We start from the raw sequence: 17,987 nt of genomic DNA, 5'->3' as shown, positions 1-17,987 counted from the left end.
TTTTATACGTTGTAGTGTACTTCTTCTGTAGCTTTAACCATTAACTCATACTGACGCAAGCGAAGCTGAAATAATGTTAACGGATCATAGTAAGCTTCAGGATTGGCTTTCATATGACTTAACACGTCTTGATTTTCATTAATATGCGCCTGTGTTTCTTCAATCGTTTCTTTTAAAACCTCTTTTGGCTTTTCAAAGAATAGTTCAATATCAACTTCTAAATTTTTCTCAAATAAATTAAACTGCATAAAAAACTTGTTCAGCATAGATTCTGTGATATCTTGATAGTCTTGACTTTCAATGTACTTTTTATATTGATTATAAAGCAGCGTTTGGTTTTGAAGAATGGACGAAAACAGCTTTCCTGCTCCTTTTAACAAGAGCTGCGTTGGATTAACGCGAAGTAAAATATTTTCCTCATCCAGCTGAACCCGATTAGCCATACGATTAACGTCGCGGCGCCAGTCGTCCAGCACTTTAAAATCGCAGGCTAACGTTAATTTTTGCTCATTGTACATCTTATTTAATGACTCTGCTACTTCTTCAATATCTACTTGACTCGCAATCAACTCTTCATTTGATGTAGCAATCCAGTCTTTTAAAGAAATGCGGAACTTAGGTAGGACATCTTGCTGCAAGTGCTCTTCCACGCGCATATTCATTTGTTTATTCAGCTCAATATGAACCGTACTAAAATCACTGTCTTCCTTCACTAATTCTGAAGACTTTTTGAGTAAACGAGGAATTTTATTTTTTAACTTTTTGCTAATATCCTCTTTGATGCCGTGATATGCCGAAACAATACTACTCGCTTTTTCTTGTTCTAAGTCATCCACTCGATGCAAGAAGCCACTTAATCGCACAAGCATATCTTCGTTCCATTTAATGCTTTCAATCAAATGATTTTCTGTTTGATTTCTCTTCTCCACTAAGCCCTTTAGCATGCTTTGAATAAAGAACAGCAGTCTGCGCGCACGCTCTTCTACTCCAACGTCGTTTGGATCGTAATAGAAATTAGCTTTAATAAACTGAGCCAAGTCTCCGTGGTGCTGACTCGATACGTAGTGAGGCGTATAGGCTAATACATGCGCCTGCGGGAAATCAGCTCCAATGCTTGCCTCAAATTCTTTTGTAATTCGCTCAATCGTTGCTTGATTATAAAGACTGTCCATATTGTTGATGACAAAATGAACGGGCGTATTTGGCGCATATTCTTTAATCTCCAGCAATAATTCTTTTTCTTCATCAAGCAGCGATTCTTTTGCATCAAGCACAAACAGTAAACCATCTGCTAAAGGAGCATATTTAAATGCATCCTGCTCACGTGCCTCTTGTTCTGTAAAGCTTGGCGTAACAATGCATGAACAATTATGCTTATCAAGGAACGCAAAAGGTTTTTTCACTTCTACAAGCGCCTGGTGAGAAGATTGTTCCGCTCCATCAATCGTTTCCATCGGAATGATTTCTTGATCAGCGATTTGCTGGATGGATTCTTCATCATCATGAATGAACACAAAGGTTGTTTCGTGATTTTGCGGTACCTTTTCTTCTGTAATCGATCCCACAAATGACGAAGTTGCGGCATTTGTTCCTGTAATTAATAAGTGTGTCGTATGAGCATCTAATAGAAAATCTACCCACCATTTAAATGTGTGTCCCACTTCTAAGCCGTTTTCATTGGCCCATTTAATAATGCCATGGCAAAGCTTGTAGTGATATTCGAGACCATCAATGTCGTTACGCGCCTCAAAAATTAATCTGCCTGCATTTTCGATGGTGATTGTATCGATAGTTGAAGGAAATTTTTCATTCCATGAAAGCACGGCTGCAGACGGAAATAATGCACGTGACTTATTTGTAATTTTAAGCCAATTTGTTAATACGTTTGGAATGACTTCATGCAATTCTTTTACAGAATGATCACTTTCCATTAAGTCGGTGTACGTTTCTTGATAAAGAGTTGAAATCTCTTGCCAATAATCATAGAGGCCTACTTCAATATTCAAGAAAATATCATTGATGGTTTTAATCCAAGCAAGATAAGGAGGCTGGCTCTTATATTGTTTCCATAAAGCTGAGACAAGCTGTTTGAAATACACTTGGTCCACTTTGTAAAATGCAATCATCACTTGATAAAAATAGTTAGGGATAAAGTTTGCTGTATATCCTTTATCTACGTAAGTCTTTAATACCGCAAACCAATTCAGCGATTCTGTTCGAATACACTCATCTACTGCAAGCTCCACTGCACTATTAAAGTCTTCTTGCTCTTCATAAAATCTTCGCGCAATCGCCGTGACGTTTGGATAATCCGGCTGAGAAGCAACCAGCTCGTTAATGACTTCATAAGCTCGTTCGATATTGTTATGATCCGTATAAAGTGAAAACAGCTTTAGCGCTATTTCAGCTTTTAATACTTTTGAATCCGTTTCAATGGATAAGTAAAGCTCTTCAGCGAGCGTAGACAACCCCAATTCATAATGCGCGTCGGCTGTATTTTTCTTCGCCCACAGCTTAAATTCGCCATTTACATTCTCCCACTTAAAAATCGCGGACTCAAAATCTTGGTTATGGAAGTACACTTCTCCCTGCGCTAAGCGAATGAGAGATAAGTCGTACCACTCTTTTTGCTGCTCTTCGTAGTAAGCTTGTCCAAGGGCTTTTACAGGCGGCTGATTTTCATTTTCTTGCATAAACGTTTCGTAATATTTCTTTTTCGTTAACTGATATTCTACCGTCATATAGTCTCTCCTTTTTGATGTCAATATTTTATGTACTCTATCAAATTCCCTTTTTTATACTTTTCATACACGATATTTTCTTACTCATATTTTACGCAAAAAAAGCCTCAAGAACTACTCTTAAGGCTTTTTTTATAACTTTTATACTATAAAAATGGCTATTTATCATAAATCGGCGCTGAAATAACAAATATATTAATAAGCATCCCGTCGAAACAGCCCCATTACTTCTACCGTTTCTGTAATATTTACGAAAGCTTCAGGATCAACCGATTGAATTAACTGCTTGAGGTTTGCAAGCTCATAGCGCGAAATCACCGTCATTAATATTTTACGGTCTTCTCTTGAATAAGCTCCTTCACCGTTCATTAACGTCACGCCGCGCACTAAATTGGTAAGAAGCTGCTGCTTCATTTCTTCGCCTTTTCTCGTAATAATGGTTAAGGTGAGCTTAATATGGCGAGTATGAATTGCATCCACTACTTTTCCTGTGACGAAAATCGAAAGCATCGTATATAAAGCAGCGTCCCAATTCACAAAGAAACCTGAAACAAATACAACCACGGCATTCATCGCTGATAATATAGCGCCAAGAGGAAATTCTTTTTTATGCGTAAGAAGCATCGCTATAATATCAAATCCACCTGTCGAAGCTGACTGACGAAAAACAAACCCTACGCCAATTCCAGTTAAAACTCCTCCAAAAACAGCTGACAGAATAGGATCTGTACTAACAGCTCTCAAGGGAATCACGTATAAAGCAATTGATAAAGCCACAACGGACAGCAGCGTATGTAAGACAAACCGCTTTCCTAACTTCATAAAACCAATAATTAAAAGGGGTAAATTCAACAAAAAATTCATTGTTCCCGTGCTTGCAGGCGTTAAAATTCCTATAATCATAGCAATACCGCTAATACCGCTGCTTAGCACTTTATGGGGGATTAAAAACCAATTGTATGCAAATCCAATTAACACAGAACCTGCTATAATAGCAATTGCTCTATACATGATGTCCCTTCACCTCTTACCACAAATATAATATTTTCATTTATTGCTTCTTTATTATAATTCCTAAAATATTGAAAACCTTAAAAAAAGTATATTCAGAAATTTACTGTGTTGGTGGGGCGGACAAATGGCAAAATAAAACGGACATACAAGCGGATAATGCTTTTATATCAAGCTTTTGCTGCTTTTGTTATAGAAATGCTAACTTTACCTTTTCCGTACTTATTTAACCTAAAAGAGGTTGAGACATCATAATGAAATGAATCTATTTTAAAGGCGAACAACTAGTATAGATGAGCTTGTATGGAACCGCAGTTGATTTCCGTGCAAGACTTCGCTTTCCGCGGGCGGCCGCTGAGCCTCCTCGTCGCTTGCGTTCCTGCGGGGTCTCACCTGTTCCGCTTTTCCCGCAGGAGTCTTCGCCTTGCCCTTCAATCAACTGCTAAAAGGAACGAAACAGACGACACTTATTTGCCCTAACAAAAAAATAAACCACGAATCAAACATGTTGATTAATGGTTCGTTTTTTACTTGGGTTAAAATACTTTTGTCCCAGTCTCTTGGTGGAAAGTTATTTTAATTTTATTCTTCTTCATATAGACCATTAATAAATTCTTCAAATGAATGGGCGACGAAAAAAATACCGCTTTCAGGATTCTCGTATGCTAGTTCATGATCTATAAAAACGATAAGAGGCCGCTGAGAGTTAGAACGGTAGTCAAAACATACATGATTATCCGCTATGTCATCTCCAAATGGGTAAATACCATCAACTAGCTGGTATTTAAGATCATGGTACACGTTTAAAATGTAATCCTTCTTCTCCTGATTAAAACTTAGTAATTGGTAAAAAGAACATTCTCTCTTTCCAACATTAAATCCATCAGCTGAAGGTTCTCCACCATGATACTTTGTTACACATTCCATAAAGTCGATTGGAAATAATACATCCCATGCTTTTTCTACATCTAAAATGGTTTCTAAACTTACCTCTTTTTCATCCGTTTCCCACGTAATCAATTTGCTTCATCCATTTTGCCTTATGTATATTTAGGAATCTTTTTACTCCCATTTATAATTGCTTTTATTTGTTTCTCTATAAATTTTTTTAGCATATTCCGTACTGTATTAAAAATAAAAGCCAATATAAAATACCACTACCATTACTAATGATAGTGGTGTTTCAAACAATTTTCTTATTTTAATGTAAGCACCGCCACATTCTCCACGTGCGTCGTATGCGGAAACATATCAACAGGCTGAACTTCAACCGTCTCATATCCGCCTTTTTCTAAAATAGCTAAATCACGCGCAAGAGTTGCTGGTCCGCATGAAACATAGACAACTTTTTTCGGCTTCATGTCAATGATGGTATTCAATAGAGCTTCATCGCATCCTTTTCGCGGCGGATCTACGACGATGACGTCCGCTTTGATGCCTTGTTTGTACCAGTTTGGAATGACGACTTCTGCTTCGCCTACTTCGAATTCTGCATTGTGAATACCGTTTAGCTCAGCGTTGCGCTTGGCATCTTCAATCGCTTCAGGCACGATTTCAACGCCATATACTTTTTTCGCTTTTTGAGCGAGAAATAACGAGATTGTTCCGATTCCACAGTAGGCGTCAATTACCGTTTCTTCTCCTGTTAAATCTGCATACTCAAGCGCTTTGTCATAAAGCACTTTCGTTTGCTCAGGGTTTACTTGGTAGAATGATTTTGCTGAAATGGCAAATTTAACGTCGCCAATATAATCGTAAATATATTCTTCTCCCCAAAGTACGTTCGTTTGGTTCCCTAAAATGACGTTTGTGCGCTTGCTGTTTACGTTTTGAACAATTGATTTTACGTTAGGCACGGCTTCGATAATGTCTTCTATAATACGCTTTTTGTTTGGCAGCTCAGCTGTACGAGTCACAATGACAACCATGATTTCACACGTTACAAGCCCGTAGCGCGCCATGATATGACGAAGCGAGCCTTTATGTTTTTGTTCTTGATAAGCAGAAACCCCATGCTTTTCACAAATTGATTTGACAGCTTGAACAACGTCATCATTTGCCTGCTGCTGAATCAAACAGGCATCCATGTTAATGATGTCGTGGCTTCGCTGCTGATAAAATCCAGCGACCAACCCGCCTTCTCGCTCTGCTACGGGAACTTGAGCTTTGTTTCGATAGCGCCAAGGATCGTTCATTCCTAAAGTCGAATGTACCGGGACTTGAGGTAAATGACCAATTCGCGCCATGACGTCTTTTACTTGCTTTTGCTTGAATTGCAGCTGTCCTTCATAGCTTACATGCTGCAGCTGACAGCCTCCGCACTGCTTGTAGACCGGACAGGGTGCTTCTACACGCTGTTCACTAATTGTATGATGCTTAATAAGCTTACCAAACGCATAGCCTTTTTTTACTTTAATGACTTTTACTTGGCCGCTTTCGCCAGGCAGCGCATTTTGAACGAAAATAGGAAATCCGTTCACTTTCGCTACACCCGCTCCGTCATGCGTTAAATCTTCAAACGCAACATCTATATATTCATTTTTTTCTACAGGTGGTTTTAATTTTTCCATTTATCGTTACATCCTTTTAGTCATTTGAAAATGCTGAACTGATTGTACCATAAGAGCGAAAGCCAAACAAAGAAAAGCATGAAAAAAGATCGCAATTAGGCGATCTCATTTTTTTCCATCAATTCAGCTGTTGCTTTTGGAACAAAGATTTCTACATGACGATATAAGTTTACAAATTCCCCAGGCAATAACCCGCCGTACTCGCCATCTAGATTTAACTGCATTTTATCATTCGTATGAATTTTAACACGGTTCGCTTTTGTATAAATAATGTGAGGATCATTGATATGTTCTCCTCGCAGCGCAAGTGTCGCAATTCGAATAAATTCAGCTAAATTTGCTTTCTTTAAAATAATTAAATCAAACATGCCGTCGTCTAAAGAAGAATCTGGTGCCAGCTTTTCAAAACCGCCGACTGAGTTCGTTAAGGAAACGAGGAAGAACATAATCTCGCCGCCAAAGAATTTTCCGTCATACTCAATTTCAACAGATGTTGGTTTAATAGAAGGAAGCATTTCCATACCTTTTAAATAGTAAGCTAGCTGTCCAAGCATTGTTTTTAACTTGCTTGGCACTTCATACGTTAATTCAGTTAAACGGCCGCCTCCGGCGATATTTACAAAATAATGCGTTTCTCCGTCGTTTGTTACACAGCCTAAATCAATTGGCTTCGTTACGCCTTCTACAATAACATCAACAGCGCCTTCAATTGTACGCGGAACATTAATGGCACGAGCAAAGTCATTGGTTGTTCCAACAGGAATAATACCTAGCTGCGGACGATAGTCTTGTCCGGCAATACCGTTTACGACCTCATTGATGGTACCGTCTCCACCGGCTGCAATTACAACATCAAAGCGGCGCTCTACTGCTACTTTGGCAGCTTCTGTTGCATCGCCAGCGCAAGTTGTAGCATGACAAGATGTTTCGTAGCCTGCTTGCTCTAGCTTTTGCAAAACTTCCGGTAAGTTTTTCTTAAAAATTTCACGGCCCGATGTCGGGTTATAAATAATTCTCGCTCTTTTCATATTCATCATCCTAATAATGATAATTTGTCACAAATCTTTGCCTACTTTTATCAGTGAAAGAATGCCCCCTCACATTACTTCATCAACAAGAGGGGGCATGAACAAACATATTATAAAGAAATTAACCTTGATATACAATATTCACGTTTCGGTTTTTATTCATACCTTCAGCGCGATCGCCCTTACTCATAATAAATGTGAGATGGATACCCACCTCACATTTAGTTATCAAATTTAGCGTTTATTAATTTCTTCTAAAAGAATTTTATTAACCATCGGTGGGTTCGCTTGGCCTTTTGAAGCTTTCATAATTTGACCAACTAAGAAGCCAATTGCACGATCCTTACCGTTTTTGAAATCTTCAATAGACTGAGGGTTTGCATCTAATGCATCTGTTACGAATTTACGTAAAGTTGCATCATCAGAAATTTGTACAAGACCTTTTTCTTTTACAATTTTCTTTGCATCTCCGCCATTTTCAATTAATTCTTTGAATACTTTTTTCGCAATTTTAGACGAAATTGTACCTTCTTGAATTAATTGAATCATACCAGCTAGGCCTTCAGGTGTTAATGCTACATCTGAAAGTTCTTTTTGGTTTGAGTTTAAGTAAGCAGAAACTTCACCCATTAACCAGTTAGAAGATAGCTTCGCATCTCCGCCCGCAGCAAGTGTTGCTTCAAAGAAATCAGACATTTCTTTTGTTAGCGTTAATACCATTGCATCATAAGCAGGTAAGCCAAGCTCTTCTACATAGCGCTTTTTACGAGCATCTGGAAGTTCAGGAATCGAAGCACGAACGCGTTCTTTCCACTCTTCGTCGATGTGTAATTCTAATAAATCAGGCTCTGGAAAGTAGCGGTAGTCGTCAGATCCTTCTTTTACACGCATCAGAATTGTTTCGCCCGTAGACTCATCAAAACGGCGTGTTTCCTGCTCGATTAAGCCACCAGACAATAAAACTTTTTCTTGACGAATTTCTTCGTGTTCAAGACCGCGGCGCACATAGTTAAATGAGTTTAAGTTCTTTAGCTCAGCTTTTGTACCAAACTCTTTTTGTCCAACTGGACGTAAAGAAATATTGGCATCACAGCGAAGTGAACCTTCTTCCATTTTACAGTCAGATACGCCTGTATATTGAATGATTGATTTTAGTTTTTCTAAATAAGCATATGCTTCTTCAGGGGAACGCATATCTGCTTCCGATACAATCTCAATTAGAGGTGTACCTTGACGGTTGAAGTCTACTAGTGAATAGCCATCGCCTGTATGCGTTAACTTACCAGCATCTTCTTCTAAATGAAGTCGGTTGATACGAATGCGCTTCGTTTCACCTTTAACTTCTACTTCAATCCAACCGTTCTCGCCAATTGGTTTATCAAATTGAGAGATTTGATAAGCTTTTGGGTTATCCGGATAGAAATAGTTTTTACGATCAAACTTTGTATCTGTTGCGATTTCACAGTTTAGCGCAAGCGCTGCTTTCATTGCAAAATCAACTGCTTCTTTGTTTAACACAGGTAGTACGCCAGGATAACCTAAGTCAATTACACTTGTGTTAGCATTTGGAGCCGCACCAAATGCGTTTGGACTTGCTGAGAAAATTTTAGATTTTGTCTTAAGCTCAACGTGTACTTCAAGACCAATAATCGTTTCAAAGTTCATCTTTATCTCACCCCTTACAGTGCTGGTTTCGCTTTATGATGCTCAGTTGCTTGTTCGAATGCATGAGCAACACGATAGATTGTGCTTTCGTCGAAATGCTTACCGATAATTTGTAACCCTAATGGCAATCCATTTGATAAACCGCAAGGCACAGAAATACCAGGTACTCCAGCAAGGTTTACTGGGATTGTTAAAATATCGTTTGCATACATTGTTAATGGATCATCTGTTTTCTCACCAATTTTGAATGATGGAGTTGGTGTAGTTGGTCCAATGATAACGTCATAGTTTTCAAATACAGACTCAAAGTCTTGCTTGATTAACGTACGTACTTGCTGTGCTTTTTTATAGTAAGCATCATAATAACCAGAGCTTAACGCAAACGTTCCAAGCATGATACGGCGTTTTACTTCGTTTCCAAAGCCTTCGCTTCGAGACTGCTTGTACATTTCGATTAAGTTCTCAGCATTATCTGTACGGTATCCGTAGCGAACGCCGTCAAAACGAGATAAGTTAGCAGACGCTTCAGAAGAAGATAATAGATAATACGTAGCTAATGCGTATTTAGAGTGTGGAAGCGATACTTCTTCCCAAGTTGCGCCTAGTCCTTCTAACACTTTTAGTGCATCTAAAACAGACTGGCGAGCTTCTTCGCCCACACCTTCGCCTAAGTATTCTTTTGGAACAGCAATTTTAAGGCCTTTTACGTCACCTGTTAAAGCAGATACATAATCCGGTACATCAACATTAGCAGAAGTAGAATCCATTGGGTCTACGCCTGAAATTGCTTGAAGTAAGTATGCATTATCTTCAACAGAATTTGTGATCGGTCCGATTTGATCTAAAGAAGATGCAAATGCTACTAATCCGTAACGAGATACGCGACCATATGTTGGTTTTAATCCGACAACACCGCAGTAAGCAGCTGGCTGACGAATTGAACCACCTGTATCAGAACCTAAAGAAAACGGAACTTCGCCTGCTGCTACAGCTGCAGCTGAACCACCACTAGATCCCCCTGGTACATAATCTAAATTCCATGGGTTGCGCGTTAACTGAAGACCTGAGTTTTCAGTTGAAGAACCCATTGCGAATTCATCCATATTTAATTTACCGATTGTTACCGCTTCAGCTGCCTGCAATTTTTGAACAACTGTTGCATCATAAATCGGATCAAAGTTTGCTAGAATTTTACTAGAGCAAGTTGTACGTAAATCTTTTGTGACAATATTATCTTTTACACCGATAGGCATACCAAATAATAGGCCAAATTCATCTTTTGTTTGTAATGCTTCATCTAGCTCTTTTGCATAAGCACGAGCATTGTCTTCATTAAGCGCTAAGAACGCACCTACTTTATCATCTACTTCATTAATACGTTTGTATGATTCGTCTACTAAATCTTGTACACGTACTTCTTTCTTGTGTAAAAGGCTATGTAGTTCTGAAAGTTTACGATCGAATAAAGACATCGTAAAGCCTCCTTCCTTATTCTAAAATAGTTGGTACTCGAATGTAGCCATCCTTGTGGTCTGGCGCATTTTTTACTACGTCTTCAATTGGTAAACCTTTAGCTGGCTTATCTTCACGCATTACGTTTTTCATATCCAATACGTGAGAAGTTGGTTTTACATTTGTAGTATCTAACTCATCTAATTGTTCTGCATATGTAATAATAGCATCTAATTGTTTTGTAAATAGTTCTGCTTCGTCATCCGTCACCGCAAGTCTCGCTAAGTTTGCAACGTGTTTTACTTGATCAACAGAAATTCTTGACATGTTCCTTCACCTCCGAATATTCGTCCCACTACAATATACTGATAATACCAAACTTCACTAGCAACAGGCAACATTTCTGAGACTAGTTCCTAAAATATTAAAAACCCCGCCAGACAAGACAGGGCTTACATTTATCACTTCTATTTTATACCAAATCTATTTCATTCAAACAACATTCCATACTTTTCCTTCGTCATAAAATATTTCTCTCTTGCATAGGTATAAAATAACCTTCTTTTTAGAAAAGATAGATAGAAAGAGAAACATGCTTCAGATGAACACACCACCATGTTTTAATTTCACTAGTCTTTGGGAAAGTAAAGAAAACGAATAACTACTTTACCGTAAAAGAGGTGCTATAAAAATTGAATAAAATACTTATACAGTCAGTCATCCACCAGCGCCCTGTGTATCAGCAAAGCGGAAGATGGTTTGTATTAGATGAAGAATTCAAGTGGGATATGCCCACCTTGCAAAAAGATGTTTTTGCTTGTTTAAATAAAGCCTTTCATATTCCTATAATTTTTTGCGATTCATGCGAAGCCAATAAAATTGTCTCTGCTCTTGGAGAAGAAGAAGCAGAATACCTGCAGTTTGCATCAGGCGTCTACTGGCGAGAAGTCGGTATTATATTTATTTTTAAATTTGATGACTACCTCCCGCTTGTTGAAACCATTTTTCACGAGCTGCGTCACTATATTCAAGATCACATCCCTTATTATCAGAAAGAGTTTGAGCTGGATAAAAAACGCACGTATGAAGAGCGGACAACCGAACAAGATGCATTTGCATTTGCTGCTTATTATCTTGCTAAGTTTACAAGCCAAAATTCTCACGCCATTCCTTCATAGAATTAGAAAAAGACACTGCTTGAGCAGTGTCTTTTTTTGCTTACTCTTCGTAAATATGAACGAACGGCTTGTCTTCATCTGCTTTTCTAACAATGAGAGCTTCCGGTCCGCTTACTGAGTTAATAGAGATACTCGTTTCCATATATGAAGGGAAATGATCAAGCATTAAACCAGCAACGTACTGAGTAAATCCTACAATTTCACCTTTTCCGTAAAATTGTACGGGAATATCAATCGTCATTTTTTGAAGCTGTCCATCTTTGTAATATCCTTTCCCTACTACGCTTGTAAAGTTCGGGAAGTAGTCTTCGATTTGCGCTTTAAACTCATCAAATTTCATCGCATCATCTCGGTGATCTTTTGTTGCATCTGATGATGGGAATAAATAATATTTCTCGTCTAAATTATCCCAGCTGCCAACGGCCCTATCATTTGAACCTGCATTTCCGACAGCCATAAAGTTACCTGGCGTTAAAGAAGCCTTAGCACTTTGTTTAAATAGCGCTACTCGAATTGGAACGTTTTCTAAGCCCTTGATATTACGCATACGCTGCACAATTTCATCGGCCATCTTTTTGCCTTGCTCTTCAATATTTTTATCGGTTAGTTGTTTTTCGCGGGCATAACCATTTTCTTCTGTATAATAATGAACGGAATTCATAGCCAGGCCAATTGTGACGCCTCCAAGTTTTACCTTGTCGTCTCCGTCTTGAATAAGGTAGTCTTGCTCAGTAATGTTCGCTAAGTACATTGGACTTGTTTCATTACGAGTTTTCAAATCGCCTTTTTCTGTATCAATTGGGTTTAATCCATTGTTTTTAAGCTTCTTTTTCGCCGTCTCATCTTTTGTTTTGCTTTGAAGATCTTTAAACTGTTTATCACTCAGCTTACGGCTTAACCAAGAGCGAATAGTATCTTTATCAAGGTACTGGCCTTCTTGATACACATATTTTTTCGGAGAATAGCTATCTGTCGATAAGCGCATTAAGCCTGTTTCAAATTCTTGCGCATCCAAGCGGTTGTTTAAGTTTGCTGCTACTAAGCCTCTTGCCACTCCCGCTTTAAATGGAAGAATTGTTCGGTAATAATCATCTGAAATACTATACTTCGGAATAACTGCTTTTTCTTTCTTGTTATTGGTTTGTTGAACAGTCTCTTTATCGTCCGAAAGATTCGGTGCACACGCTGAAGTTACAAGCATGACCGCAAGAGAAAGTAACAATATCTTTTTCAACTACACACACCTCTTATTTATTTAATTCCGTAAGTAGCCTTGCCTCATCCCATACTTCAATTTCAAGCTCGTTAGCTTTTATCAGTTTGGAACCAGCCTCTTCCCCTGCCACAACAAGGTCTGTCTTTTTACTTACGCTTCCTGTGACTTTACCGCCAAGTGCTTCAATTTGTGCTTTTGCCTCATTGCGAGATAGCTGTTCAAGCTTACCTGTTAATACAACGGTTTTACCAGCAAAAACAGAATCTACATTTTCTACACTTACAAGCTTGGGTCCTTTGTATGTAAGGTTTACTCCATACTCTTTTAATTCATGTATAAGTTCTTGAACCTCTTCTTGTGTAAAGTAAGCGACAATAGCATCAGCCATTTTGGCACCAATTTCATTAATTGCCACTAATTCATCATACGTTGCTTTTGTTAACTTGTCTATGGTTTCAAAGTGCTGAGCTAACGTCTTGGCAGCTTTTGCTCCGACATGGCGAATGCCCAAACCAAAAAGCAAACGCTCAAGTGAATTTTCTTTCGATGCTTCGATGGCTGCAATCAAATTATCAGCAGATTTCTCACCCATGCGCTCAAGCTCGATTAACTGCTGTTTTGTCAGCGTATAAATATCTGCTACATCTTTAATTAACTGTTCGCGAAATAATTGTGATATAACTTTTTCACCAAGTCCATCAATGTTCATCGCATTGCGGGACACGAAATGAATCAGTCCTTCACGAATTTGAGCAGGACAGCTTGGATTAATGCAGCGAAGCGCTACTTCTCCTTCTAAACGTACCAGTTCACTTTCACATTCCGGGCAGTGAGTAGGCATCGTAAATTCTTGCTCTTCTCCCGTTCGCTTCTCTTCAATCACATTCACTACTTCAGGAATAATATCTCCTGCTTTTTTCACCACAACATAATCTCCGATGCGAATGTCTTTTTCACGAATCAAATCTTCATTGTGAAGAGACGCACGCTGTACCGTCGTACCTGCTACTTGAACCGGCTCCAAAATAGCTGTTGGCGTAATGACACCTGTCCGGCCTACCGTCAGCTCAATATTTACAAGCTTGGTTACAACTTCTTCAGCAGGAAACTTATAAGCAATAGCCCAGCGTGGACTTTTGGCCGTAGTGCCAAGCTCAGCCTGCTGATCAAATGAATCTACTTTTACAACAATGCCATCAATATCATAAGATAATTCTGGACGTTTCGTTTGCCAGCTTTCGATATAAGCAATCACATCATCAATGGTTTCACACTTCTGTCTTTCTTTATTTGTTTTAAAGCCAAGATCATCCAGCAGATTCAAACTTTCGCTGTGGGAGTCGATTTCTAATTCTCCTGTATCAGTCATGGCATAGACAAAGATATCTAAATTACGTTTTGCCGCAATTTTAGGATCTAGCTGACGCAGTGAGCCTGCAGCTGCGTTACGGGGGTTAGCAAACGGAACTTCATCTCTTTCCATTTTTGCTTCATTAAGTGCTTCGAATGATTTTCTCGGCATAAATGCTTCTCCGCGAACTTCCATTGATAACGGTTCTTTAATTCGCAGTGGAATCGATCGAATTGTTTTTAAGTTTTCAGTAATATTTTCACCAGTCGTACCATCTCCGCGCGTAGCACCCAGCACTAAGTATCCATCTTCGTAGCGAAGAGATACAGCAAGGCCGTCAATTTTAAGTTCACATACATAAGAAAACTCGTCTTCAACGGCTTGGCGCACTCGGCGATCAAAATCTCGAAGGTCTTCTTCATTAAATGCATTTCCTAAACTTAGCATAGAGGTTTGATGCTGAACCTTCTCAAACGCATCGAGCACTTGGCCGCCGATGCGCTGAGTAGGTGAGTCAGCTGTTTTTAATTCTGGAAATGATTCTTCTATTTCAATTAACTCATTCATTAATTTATCGTATTCTGCATCTGGAACAGATGGCTGATCTAACACATAATATTCATAACCATATTGATTTAATAAGTCACGTAATTCTTGAACGCGTGATTTTGCTGTTTCAAACTCCATATTCTAGCTCCTTTTCACGATTACACTTTCGTAACCGGGGCAAATTTAGCAAGCAGTCTTTTTACACCTGTAGGACTAGGAAAAGCAATGTCTAATTCTTTTGAGTCTCCTTCTCCTTTTACACTTACAACTGTACCAATTCCCCATTTTTTGTGCTCGGCCTTATCTCCAACGCTCCATCCAATCGATTCACTGCCCGTTGATACAAGCTTCGTTTTTGCCACGGCCGCTTGTCGGCGCGCTGCAAAAGGCGAAGCTGAAGCACCTGAACGACCAGCAGCAGGCTTGCGCATCGTTTCATTTAAAGACTCCACAAGCTCACTTGGGATTTCTCCAATGAAGCGCGATTTTGGATTGACGTTTGTTTTACCAAATAGTGTACGCATTTGAGCATTTAATAAATACAATTCTTGTTCAGCACGTGTAATCCCTACGTAGGCTAATCGTCGTTCTTCTTCCATTTCATTATCTTCAAATAATGATCGGCTATGAGGGAATACGCCTTCTTCCATACCCATTAGGAAAACAACCGGGAACTCTAGACCTTTTGCTGAGTGAAGCGTCATAAGAATCACTTGTTCGTTCTCTTCTTCTTCCTCGTCGTCAAGCTTATCAATATCAGCAACGAGCGCTAAATCGGTTAAAAATGCTACTAAGCTTTTATCTTCGCTTGCTTCTTCAAACGTTTTTGTGACAGATAAAAACTCATCAATATTCTCTAAGCGGCTTTGTGCTTCAATTGTTTTTTCCACTTTAAGCGCTTCACGATACCCTGTTCTTTCTAATACTTGTTCCACAAGCTCTGTTACAGACATATAGTCTTGCATTTGAGCTAAATTCGAAATCATCGATTGGAAATCACGAAGGGCCTTTGTTGCTTTGCCTGTTAGTCCCATTAATTCCACTTCATCCAGCGCTTTGAAAATAGAAATGTCATGAACGTTTCCGTAATTGGCCACTTTATCGACTGAAGTAGCTCCAACTCCGCGCTTTGGAACGTTTACAATACGAGCTAAGCTGATGTCATCATCTTGGTTGGCAATTAAGCGCAAGTACGCAAGCAAATCTTTAATCTCTTTGCGGTCGTAGAACTTAATGCCGCCGACAATTGTATAATTAATATTGGATTTTAACAGCACTTCCTCCATCACACGAGACTGTGCATTTGTACGATACAAAATGGCAAAATCGCTGTATTTACGCTTTCCGCTGTCTACTGCTTCTTTAATTTTACGTGCTACAAACTGTGCCTCATCATGCTCACTCATTGCTTGGTAATGATAAATCTTCTGGCCTTCATCGTTTTCCGTCCATAAGTTTTTCACTTTGCGATTCATATTATTTGCAATGACGCCGTTTGCCGCAGCCAAAATCGTTTTCGTTGAACGATAATTTTGTTCAAGCAAAATGGTTTTGGCTTTTGGGTAATCTTTTTCAAATGACAAGATATTTGTAATATCAGCCCCGCGCCAGCGGTAAATAGACTGATCTGAATCCCCTACTACGCATACATTTTCAAATCGTGCAGCTAGCAAGCGAACCAGCATATATTGTGCATGGTTTGTATCTTGATACTCGTCCACATGAATATATTGAAACTTGCGCTGATAGTAAGTTAACACCTCAGGAACTCGTTTAAATAACTGAATCGTTGTCATAATCAAATCATCAAAATCGAGCGCTTGGTTTTTCTTTAAACGCTTTTCATACTCTTTGTAGACTTTGCTTACAACTTCTTCATATGGTCCAGCTGCTGTTTTATCAAATTCTTCCGCTACTTTCAGTTCATTTTTAGCTGAACTAATGCTTCCTAACAGCGAGCGCGGATCGAATTTTTTTGGATCAATGTTTTGATCTTTTAAAATGTTTTTAATAACGGACAGCTGATCCGTTGAATCTAAAATCGTAAAGTTACGATTAAAACCAATACGATCAATATCTCTTCGTAAAATACGCACGCACATCGAGTGGAACGTTGAAATCCAAATGTCTTCTGCCACTCCGCCAACGATACTTGCCACACGCTCTCTCATTTCACGAGCTGCTTTGTTTGTGAAGGTAATCGCTAAAATATTCCAAGGTGCAACTTCTTTTTCTGCCATTAAAAACGCAATTCGATGCGTTAATACACGTGTTTTTCCACTTCCTGCACCCGCCATAAGTAATAATGGTCCGTCAGTCGTTTTAACTGCCTCTTGCTGCTGAGGGTTTAATCCTGTTAATAATTTTTCACTTAAAAAATTCACGTTTTCACCGCCTATATCGAACATATATTCTCTATTCTACTTTATTTATTTTTCATTGTGCAATATTCTTTTTTACTGCTTTTACAGTTTTTAACGCTTCAGATAAATTTGTATAAATAACATTTCCTACAATAACCGTATCGGCTAGCTCCCCCATCTCACTCGCTTGCTCTTTTGTCTCAATACCCCCGCCGTAAAATAACTTCGTCTCATTTAGCGAATTTTTCACTTCTGCCACTAATGCAGGGTCTCCATATGTTCCGCTGTATTCTAGATAGAAAACGGGCAAATGAAACATGCGTTCAGCCATGCGAGCATACGCTACAACATCTTCTGCGTCCAAGTCAGTTTTTGCTTCCGTTAGCGCAGCCACTTTTGCTTCAGGGTTAAGTACGCAGTATCCTTCTACAAAAATTTCATCCCAATCCATAATCTCTCCGTACTCCTTCATCGCCGCATGATGTAAGTCAACAATCCACTTTGGATCCTTGCTGTTCAAAACGGTTGGAATGAAATAAGAATCAAAACCAGGTGTTACAGAGTCAATGGTTGATACTTCTAGCGCACACGGCACCGTGTAGCGGCGAATACGCATTAACAGCTGCAGTACATTGTCTAGAGTCACTCCGTCAGATCCTCCGACAAGAACCGCGTCCGTGCCGGATTCGCAAATTCTCTCTAAATCTGCATCTGAAATCTCTTTATTAGGATCTAATTTAAAGACATGTCTCCACTCTTTAATATCATACATATATGTTCCTCCATTTCTTTACACTTAAAAGTTCGCGCTCGTCCATTTGTTCATTATAACAAAACTAGGAGGGTGAAATGAAAGGAAAACC

Annotated in this window: 14 protein-coding genes; 1 reads left to right on the top strand and 13 read right to left on the bottom strand. The window is 39.0% G+C overall.

Annotated features, from left to right (window positions below):
- Positions 1-2: 2 nt before the first annotated feature.
- From SB717_RS21075 to gatC, 9 genes are all read right to left on the bottom strand, one after another.
- Entirely contained in the window at positions 3-2,741 is a 2,739-nt protein-coding gene (locus tag SB717_RS21075; protein ID WP_410904599.1) for a GTPase domain-containing protein, read from the bottom strand.
- Positions 2,742-2,936: 195 nt separating this feature from the next.
- Positions 2,937-3,752 carry a YitT family protein gene (locus SB717_RS21070; protein WP_013055060.1) on the bottom strand — a complete coding sequence of 272 codons (816 nt, stop codon included), beginning with the start codon at positions 3,750-3,752 and terminating at the stop codon, positions 2,937-2,939.
- A gap of 265 nt (positions 3,753-4,017) precedes the next feature.
- The gene (locus SB717_RS21065; protein WP_410904597.1) at positions 4,018-4,191 is read right to left on the bottom strand and encodes a hypothetical protein; all 174 of its coding nucleotides are present in this window, start codon (positions 4,189-4,191) and stop codon (positions 4,018-4,020) included.
- Positions 4,192-4,334: 143 nt separating this feature from the next.
- Positions 4,335-4,772, bottom strand: a complete 438-nt coding sequence (locus SB717_RS21060; protein ID WP_410904596.1) for an SMI1/KNR4 family protein — start codon at positions 4,770-4,772, stop codon at positions 4,335-4,337.
- Between the two features lie 176 nt (positions 4,773-4,948).
- Positions 4,949-6,322 carry a 23S rRNA (uracil(1939)-C(5))-methyltransferase RlmD gene (gene rlmD, locus SB717_RS21055; RefSeq protein WP_410904595.1) on the bottom strand — a complete coding sequence of 458 codons (1,374 nt, stop codon included), beginning with the start codon at positions 6,320-6,322 and terminating at the stop codon, positions 4,949-4,951.
- Positions 6,323-6,417: 95 nt separating this feature from the next.
- Complete coding sequence (locus tag SB717_RS21050) at positions 6,418-7,350, bottom strand: diacylglycerol kinase (protein ID WP_028410196.1); 933 nt, start codon at positions 7,348-7,350, stop codon at positions 6,418-6,420.
- 234 nt (positions 7,351-7,584) lie between these two features.
- Entirely contained in the window at positions 7,585-9,015 is a 1,431-nt protein-coding gene (gene gatB, locus SB717_RS21045; RefSeq protein ID WP_114897148.1) for an Asp-tRNA(Asn)/Glu-tRNA(Gln) amidotransferase subunit GatB, read from the bottom strand.
- 14 nt (positions 9,016-9,029) lie between these two features.
- Positions 9,030-10,487 (bottom strand): Asp-tRNA(Asn)/Glu-tRNA(Gln) amidotransferase subunit GatA, encoded by a 1,458-nt coding sequence (gatA, locus tag SB717_RS21040; RefSeq protein ID WP_013055056.1) that lies wholly within the window; start codon positions 10,485-10,487, stop codon positions 9,030-9,032.
- A 16-nt stretch (positions 10,488-10,503) separates the two neighbouring features.
- Positions 10,504-10,794, bottom strand: a complete 291-nt coding sequence (gatC, locus tag SB717_RS21035) for an Asp-tRNA(Asn)/Glu-tRNA(Gln) amidotransferase subunit GatC (protein WP_013055055.1) — start codon at positions 10,792-10,794, stop codon at positions 10,504-10,506.
- 365 nt (positions 10,795-11,159) lie between these two features.
- Here gatC and SB717_RS21030 point away from each other — a divergent pair, with 365 nt between their 5' ends.
- Entirely contained in the window at positions 11,160-11,645 is a 486-nt protein-coding gene (locus SB717_RS21030; RefSeq protein ID WP_074682555.1) for a DUF3920 family protein, read from the top strand.
- Between the two features lie 40 nt (positions 11,646-11,685).
- Here SB717_RS21030 and SB717_RS21025 read toward each other — a convergent pair whose 3' ends face one another.
- From SB717_RS21025 to pcrB, 4 genes are read right to left on the bottom strand one after another with little or no spacing between them, the layout of a single operon-like run.
- Positions 11,686-12,879: a CamS family sex pheromone protein gene (locus SB717_RS21025; RefSeq protein ID WP_074682553.1), complete on the bottom strand. Its 1,194-nt coding sequence runs from the start codon at positions 12,877-12,879 to the stop codon at positions 11,686-11,688.
- 13 nt (positions 12,880-12,892) lie between these two features.
- The gene (gene ligA / locus SB717_RS21020) at positions 12,893-14,899 is read right to left on the bottom strand and encodes an NAD-dependent DNA ligase LigA (RefSeq protein WP_410904594.1); all 2,007 of its coding nucleotides are present in this window, start codon (positions 14,897-14,899) and stop codon (positions 12,893-12,895) included.
- A 20-nt stretch (positions 14,900-14,919) separates the two neighbouring features.
- Positions 14,920-17,145: a DNA helicase PcrA gene (gene pcrA, locus SB717_RS21015; RefSeq protein ID WP_028412524.1), complete on the bottom strand. Its 2,226-nt coding sequence runs from the start codon at positions 17,143-17,145 to the stop codon at positions 14,920-14,922.
- A gap of 52 nt (positions 17,146-17,197) precedes the next feature.
- Positions 17,198-17,896 carry a heptaprenylglyceryl phosphate synthase gene (pcrB, locus tag SB717_RS21010; protein ID WP_071278091.1) on the bottom strand — a complete coding sequence of 233 codons (699 nt, stop codon included), beginning with the start codon at positions 17,894-17,896 and terminating at the stop codon, positions 17,198-17,200.
- Between the last annotated feature and the right edge of the window lie 91 nt (positions 17,897-17,987).

Source organism: Priestia sp. SIMBA_032, from assembly GCF_046535215.1.
Taxonomy (GTDB): domain Bacteria; phylum Bacillota; class Bacilli; order Bacillales; family Bacillaceae_H; genus Priestia; species Priestia aryabhattai.
This window is presented reverse-complemented; position numbering and strand designations above follow the sequence as displayed.